The sequence below is a fragment of the Pasteurella testudinis DSM 23072 genome (assembly GCF_900176075.1).
Classification (GTDB): Bacteria; Pseudomonadota; Gammaproteobacteria; order Enterobacterales; family Pasteurellaceae; genus Chelonobacter; species Chelonobacter testudinis.
Genome location: NZ_FWWV01000035.1, coordinates 126,966 through 134,330, shown reverse-complemented (window position 1 = coordinate 134,330; position 7,365 = coordinate 126,966). Strand labels below are relative to the sequence as shown.

General features: G+C 39.2%; 2 protein-coding genes. Both read right to left on the bottom strand.

Annotated elements, in window-relative coordinates; all coding sequences use genetic code 11:
* On the bottom strand, nucleotides 1-5,457 hold a 5,457-nt coding region (locus tag B8880_RS10875; RefSeq protein ID WP_084257630.1), incomplete at its 3' end, for a two-partner secretion domain-containing protein.
* Nucleotides 5,458-5,516: 59 nt separating this feature from the next.
* Complete coding sequence (locus B8880_RS10870; RefSeq protein ID WP_084257629.1) at nucleotides 5,517-7,268, bottom strand: ShlB/FhaC/HecB family hemolysin secretion/activation protein; 1,752 nt, start codon at nucleotides 7,266-7,268, stop codon at nucleotides 5,517-5,519.
* Nucleotides 7,269-7,365 lie beyond the last annotated feature (97 nt).

The window sequence follows — 7,365 nt, the reverse complement described above, 5'->3', positions numbered from 1 at the left end:
TACCACATGTTTCCCTTGCGCTTTCACCTGTTTTAAGCCGTTCAGTACAAGCCTGCTGCCCTGTTTAAGCACCGCGCCGCCGCCACTAGCCGTTTCAATAATATTCATGAGAATGCGACCGACTTCTTTTCCTGCATCAAATGCGCCGTCATAACCGGCTCGTTGATATGAATTTTCGAGCTTCGTTAATGTCTGGATAAAGTGTTGCTTCGTACCCTCTACCATTTTATTCCAAGCATTGTCTTGGGTAAGCATGACTTTCACTGCTCGGATACTTTCCAGCGGGTTGGCAAGCAAAGTGGCGATACCTTCCACCGTACCATAAAGTTCTTCAGGTACCGCAGCAACCATACCTACAGCAAAGGAAGCATCTTGACCAGTGTCAACAGCTTGCCAGTTTAGGCGCGTGATAGTTTGGCAAATGGCATTCGCACACTGTTCAAGTTCAAGCGCTTTCTGCTTTTCTTGCCAATCCGATAGATAATTATTCATCACCGCAGTATGAGCAGTACCGATCGCCGTATCGGCATTCCCTCCAAGATGAGCAACAATTGTCGCCGCCGCAATTTTTGCATAACCTAAGAGTTGTTCCCGCTCTTTAGCGGTGTAACTCAGGTTACTATTAGCGCCGATAATCTCTGCCGTAACCTCACCTACAACCGCTCCAACCGCACCATCAACACATTTACCCCCTACCGCAGCGCCTGCNCCGCAACCTGCTACCGCATGGGCGAGCTTATGGCTGAACTGTTGGATAAACGCATTGTCACCGAATTTTTCCAACCCTTTGATATGACTCGCAATCTCACCGTGTGCAGTGGTCACCACCGCACCCAGCAAACCGCGCTTCAAGCTCTCTTCCAGGCTTTTGCCGTTAATCGTCGCATCTCCCAACGCCGTGATGCCGCTGTTCACCAAATTATAACTCAGCTTATCCGCCCACTGTTCGCTGCTGCCCCATGTCTGCATCTTCGACAACGCCTGCACTTTGCTTAACGCTCCTGCCGTCAGCACTGCTGTCGCCAAGGATTTCACCGCACTTTTACTACCCAGCTCTTTAAAGACCTTGCCCAAATCTCCTCGATTATTGATAGTTGAAATCGATGCCTGAGTAACCAAACTGGTCATTGCGGCATTCAGCATGGCTTCACTTGTAACTGTGGTTGCTAAGCCTGGCAAAGCTGCCGCACCCGCACCTGATGTCGCAACCGCCACGGCAATCGCCACAATTACCGCACCGGCACCACTGAGCCCTTGCTGGCTGTAATTCCATTTGTCATATTCCAGTTGAATAGGCTTCCAATCGACATCCTTACGTTGCACAAAACTGTTGAGATAGTTCATTCCCGACTGTTTTACCAATTTATCGACTTCGGTTTTCAACGTACCTTTTGGAATTTGGACTGAAAAACCGCCTGGAGCAGAAAATATCGGTACCGGACCATCAAAACGAGGGAGCTTCAATGTTTCCACCACACTGCCACTGCCCGCTTGTTTTTGCCAAACTGCTGAGTTGGATTCAGAGGTTTTAACCGTAGTAATTTTAGTTTTGATGCCTTCGAAGATAATTTTAGCGTCTTTACGAGCGTGTTCGCCAACCCCGGCTTGAATATTGGCGCCGGTGAGGCTGGTTTTGAACTCCGTACCCTGTAATAACGTATCCCAGCCTGAGCGGGTATCCGCACTTTGTGCTACTAGCTTACTCGGCAAGGCAGACTGAATCGCTTTGCTGCTGGACGATTTGGATTTACCGCCGGAAATAAAACCAAAGTACTTAGATTTTTTGGTTTTTTCATGTTTGTGGTAATTTTCTTCATCGACGGCATAAAATCGGAGTGCTTTTCCTGCGGTGATATCAATTTTTCCCTGTGGAGCATTGAACTCAGTGGCATAAATATCAATATTTCCACCGGATTTTAGCGTAATGCCTAAAGCGGAGAGTGTAATCGGCTCCGCACTGGAGCGTTTACTGGTTTTAGTTTCGGTGATCCGCTTACGATTATACCATTTCCCGGATTTGTAACTGCGATAGTTATAAGAATAAAACTCCTCTTGCCCACTTTCAAGGCGCATATCCCCAAAAGAATATAAATTGATATTTCCGTTCGTACTGGAAAGATTAGAAGCACTGATAATTAATCTTGAATCATTATGTTGTGCTGCCGAAGTGATATTAATGCCTTTTTTAGCATTGATTTCCGTTGGGTTATTAAATATGTTATAGCTATGATCATTACTCCCTTCTTTGCCTTTTTCAAACACATCAAACGTACCGGAAATATTAATGCCATATGCTAACTTCTCATCTGCTGCAGGGCTAATGCCCATTGAAGTAATATTAACTACTTCACTGGCATTGATTTTTGCTGATTCGATATTAACCCCGGCACTAGAAAAAATATTGACATTCTTTGCCGTGAGCTTTGCACCTAAATGTTCATAGCCTTTTTTCGGTGAGGAAATAATACTTATTAACTTGGTTATCTCCTCAATTCTGTTTTCAAGTGGCTCTGCTTTTTTTAATAATACATGATCATCCCATGCATAATCTAACTCATCATATAAAACATTTAGTTGTTTACTTAAACTGCTAAGCTCCGCCTTTAAGAGAGATACCGTTTTACCTATACCACTATATTTCTCCGCTCCATTTTTAAGTGATTTAATTTGAATATCACCTGCTGTCGATGTAATGTTAATATGATTTGATTTTAAATTTGTGGCCTCTAGAGTAACTTTTCCACCAGTCAAATTCAGTTTACCTCCGGCATATAACGAAACGACTTTAGCCGAAGCGTTTCCACTCTTACCTGCTACACCTTTAAATACCAAGTTATTCAGGCTTCTAATCGAAAGATCGCTGCTTGCCATTATTTTATGTTGAGGAAGAAAAGTTAAATGATTTTTAACATCAATATTAAATGCACCATTGAAACCTCGGGTCTTTGGATTATTTTTTAATGCCTCGCTACCGACCGATTTCCAATCGGTTGCCCCTTGAATATTTATCCCCCCATGTTTGGCAGTGATCGTCACCGCGCCACCTTGTAAAGTCGTATTATTTAAATAGTGGTACGAGCCGGCATAAAGTGAAAGGATATCAGTTGCCGTTAGCACATTACTGCTACTCATACCTTTATTTTGCTTAATCTCTTTATTACTGCTGGCAATAATATTTCTTGCATTAAAACGAACATTATTTAAGCTAATATCAGATTGTGACGATAGCGTAATATTGCCCGTTGAGGTTGCCGTCACATTATCAAGCGTAGTTGTTCCTCTTCGGCTATCAAATTTAATCCCCTGCTCCTGAATATTAAGACTTGAATTTTTAAAGATAATATTACCGTTTTGTGAAAAAAATGATACTCCCTTGCCATGTATAAACGATTTTCTTGAATGTTCCGATTGGGATAGGTCAACATTAAGATCACCACCGGAACGTAATTTAATAGTCCCCATACTCGCAGTTAAACCAATAGATTTTGGTAACGTTAAAACGCCATTCCCTACCGAGCCTACGCTGATACCTGATTTACCGCTTAATAATGTCATACCTTTGTTTACACTGGATAAAACAACATTATTTTTAGCTATAACAGATAAATATCCGTTTAATGCTGAAAGAGTTAGGTTATCTGCATAAATGTTTCCGCTCAAAGCTGAAAATTCAGCATTATTCTTTGCTACAAAAACATTCCCTTTGCTTAGGGATATATCGCCTTGATTAGACGTTACAGACAAATCACCTTGAACATTCACATTATTGATAGACTCATTGGATTTTAAAGATAAATCACTTTCAGAAGTTAAGGTTAAATTATTTATTGTTTTTGGCAATGTATAAATCTGGTAATTCAATTTTCCATTAGCAATAACATCGATATTACTTACTTTTTCTATTTCCGGATTAAACAAATGAACATTCCTGTCTGCACGAATAAAAACATCTTTCCCTGCAGACAACTTCCCCTCTTCCATGCTGATATCGGCAATAATATTTTTATCGTTTTGTTTCTCATTTTGTGGCAATTTACTGATAAGCTGTATATTGCCATGCTGGCTGTTTAAGTCTGTTCGAATAAGGGCGATATCATTTTGGCTGGCAATGACCAAATCTCGCTTAGCCGTAAATTCCGTTTCTGCCTGTGTTGATACGGACTTATTACCGATAACAGATAATTTTCCACCGGAAGACGCTTTAACTCTAATACCTGTTATCAACCGCTCTCCGGCATGAATCACAATTTCTTTTTCTGATGTTTGACTATTCCCAATGTGAGCATTATCTTCCAGTTGAATTTTTTCTTTCGCGCGAATAATAATTTCGCCTTGCGGATTAACTTCTTTACCTTTTTTATCTTTCTGTTGCGCCAGCCCCTTACCTGATAAGTAAATATCCCTTTCTGATGAAATCACGGTTTGCGTTTTACTTTGTATTAGGCCACGGTTATCAATATCTCTTCTTGTCGTGGCTAAATTAACAATATCAGCCTGTATTTTTCCTCTGTTTTCTAATTTTCCGTCAGATGTAATCACAATATGGCCATCGCCGGCTTGTAATGTCCCGAGATTTTTAACACCGACGCCACTTTCAGTCGCCAACAATGAAATCCGCCCGGCATACATGCCGCCCAATTCTGAAACATCAATAGCAATTTGTGGTTTGCTACCACTCCCCTTATGCTGAGTGATAATCCCGCTTTCATAATTGATTTTTTGCTCTCCACTGACAATATTTAGGTTCTGTGCTTGAATTTTTCCTTGAATGACGGCAGCTCTACCCAATAATTCGGTATAATCGGTTTTCCGATTATCCAATCCTTTCTGACCGACATGGATAGTCCCTTTTTCAATGCCTATATCGGTAATATTACCATTAACAATATTCGCTTTTCCGGTCGTCAATGTTACTCTGCCTGCATTTGTAAAACTGGCGCCGTTAATATTAATACCCGATTGATTTGCGATAATAACATCGGCTTTTCGCCCTTGAATAGATAATTGCCCTTCAAGTTTACTTGCATTATTGGAATTAACCTCATTTAAAATCACTTTCGCCTCGCCTTTTTCAAGCCAAGGATTATTTTTGCTGTTATTAAAAATAGCCCCTTTACTATCAATATCAAATTGGCTATAAATATTTCGGCTAACTCCGGCTGCACTAGGCGTCTGAATATTAATCAATGGTTTGCCATTTTGAGCTAAAATAGTCGCCTTATGTTCTCCCTGAGCACTGGGATCCGCAATAATTTTAGCAAGAACATTGGGTGAAAGTGACAATAAAATACTGATTGTCAATAAAGAAATTTTTAGTGAGATAGAATTATTTGGATAAGAATCTATTTTAGTTTTATAATTTCGTTTGGCTTTTCCTGTATGACGACCATTCTCTGCAACAACAATAAAAAGTTGCTTAACCTTGCTGAAAATAACATTAAAAAGATGTTTATTCATAATAAATAATCCCTGTATTGTTTTGTTATTTGTTTTAAACAACCTAATTAAAACATTTTTTAAAATTGATAAGAGAAACTAAAGCCGAGAATATTTTTATCCGCTTTAAAACTCTTTGGTTTCTGTAGCGGTTTCCCAATAAATAAATCGTAATTTAACTCACCTAAGAGTGAAAATTGCCCTCTGGCGCCAATAGCCGTGCCGATCAGAACCCTTGCCTTTTGCTGTTTTTGTGATTCGCCACTAACACGACCGATATCCACAGCAGAATAAAGCTGATGGTTCGGTTTATATTTCCAGGCTATTTCGTTCCGGCCAATCCAGCCTCGTTCACCGGACAACGTCAGTTCACCACTAAATCCACGCACACTATAACGCCCACCGATACTCATCATATCCTGTATAAGTAGCGGACTTTTATTCCATTGGAATTGCCAATCTGTGCTGATCAATCCATTGATAGTGCCAACGTTAAAATTTTGCTGGTATTGTAAATTCGCACTGATAATTTTAGGTCTGGAAAGCGCTTTAGTCGGTACTGTCTCCGCCCCCCAAATACCGGTTCCTCTTTTATAATGAAGTTCAAAATTCAATATACTGTTATCAAAAAATATTTGCTGTCTTAAACCAAGATCCCAGCCGGCTAAATGTCTTTTGTGCGAATGTATTTCCATATCATCGATAAAATTTTGCGATTGCCTGCGCCATAATCCTAAATCTAAATATGCTTTATAATGGGTGTCTCGATAAAGCAAATAAGCGGCATTAATCTTTGCATTTTTACTTTTACCCCAATAACCATAATTGGTATAAAAACCGAACACCGTTTGATAATAATGATGATTTGAGAAAAAAGTACTAAACTCCCAATTACGCCAAGGAATAGAGTAACCAAAACTGATATTCTTACTATACCGCTTATTTTTTTCATCGTTTTTCTGTTTGAAACTATGATTAAAATTAAGATAGAACAAATCGTTTAATGAGAAAGGATTATCCAGCGATAAAATAGTATTCGTTTGTAATCTTCCTGTATTTTTATTACCGCCATTGCTCATACCCAAAGAAAGTCGTAGCGGAAAATTTTGCTGATAGCGGATGTATAAGTCACTTTCTCCGGCAACTGCATTTGCTTTTTCATTTGGGACAATTTCAATATCCACATCGGCAGATCTGACGCGTTTAAAATTTTCAAGTCCTTGTTCTAATGCGCGCAAATTAAAAAGATCACCTCGCTTTAAAGGCAACGCACTCCAAAGCAAACCCTTTTTCCAACGTGGTGTACTGCTTTTATCCGACCAATGAATATCTGCTATCTTGCCCGCAACGACGGTAAATTTGAGAATACCTTTCGAAAGGTCTTGATCCGGTAAATAAATCCTAGTTGTAATATACCCCTGATGAATAAATTGATTTTGTAATTGCTCTATAATTATTTTGATACTTTCAATTCCAAGGCATTGAGGTAAAGATAGCCCTATTGATTTTTGCGTGTTATGAAGAATATTATGCAGTTTATGAGTAGAAATCTTTTCTCCCTTTTCCTGCCATTCAGTCAATTCAATATGATTTATTGAAAAGCAATGCTGTTCTTGCTCTGGTAAAATCTGTTTTGGTAATAATGCATGCTCAAAACGAATATTGGCATTAGGCTGCATCAATTGTTGCAAATGTTTATCTTCTGATTGCTGCTGATGAACCTGTTGCCTGTCAAAATCAGTTAGTTGGTCTGCTTTCACAGGAAAATGGAAAAGAATAAAAATAAAAGATAATAAAAAATAGTTTAAGGAAGAAAAAGAAATTTTAGTCATTACAGCAACTATCCAACATTGAATGCCAATAAACGATGGCAAAGTATAGCTTAAAAAATAATATTCAAAATAATAACCATTATCATTTGTGATCGTT

Coding starts and splice junctions, on each gene's coding strand:
- B8880_RS10870 (WP_084257629.1), bottom strand. CDS start 7,268: ATGACTAAAATTTCTTTTTCTTCCTTAAACTATTTTTTATTATCTTTT.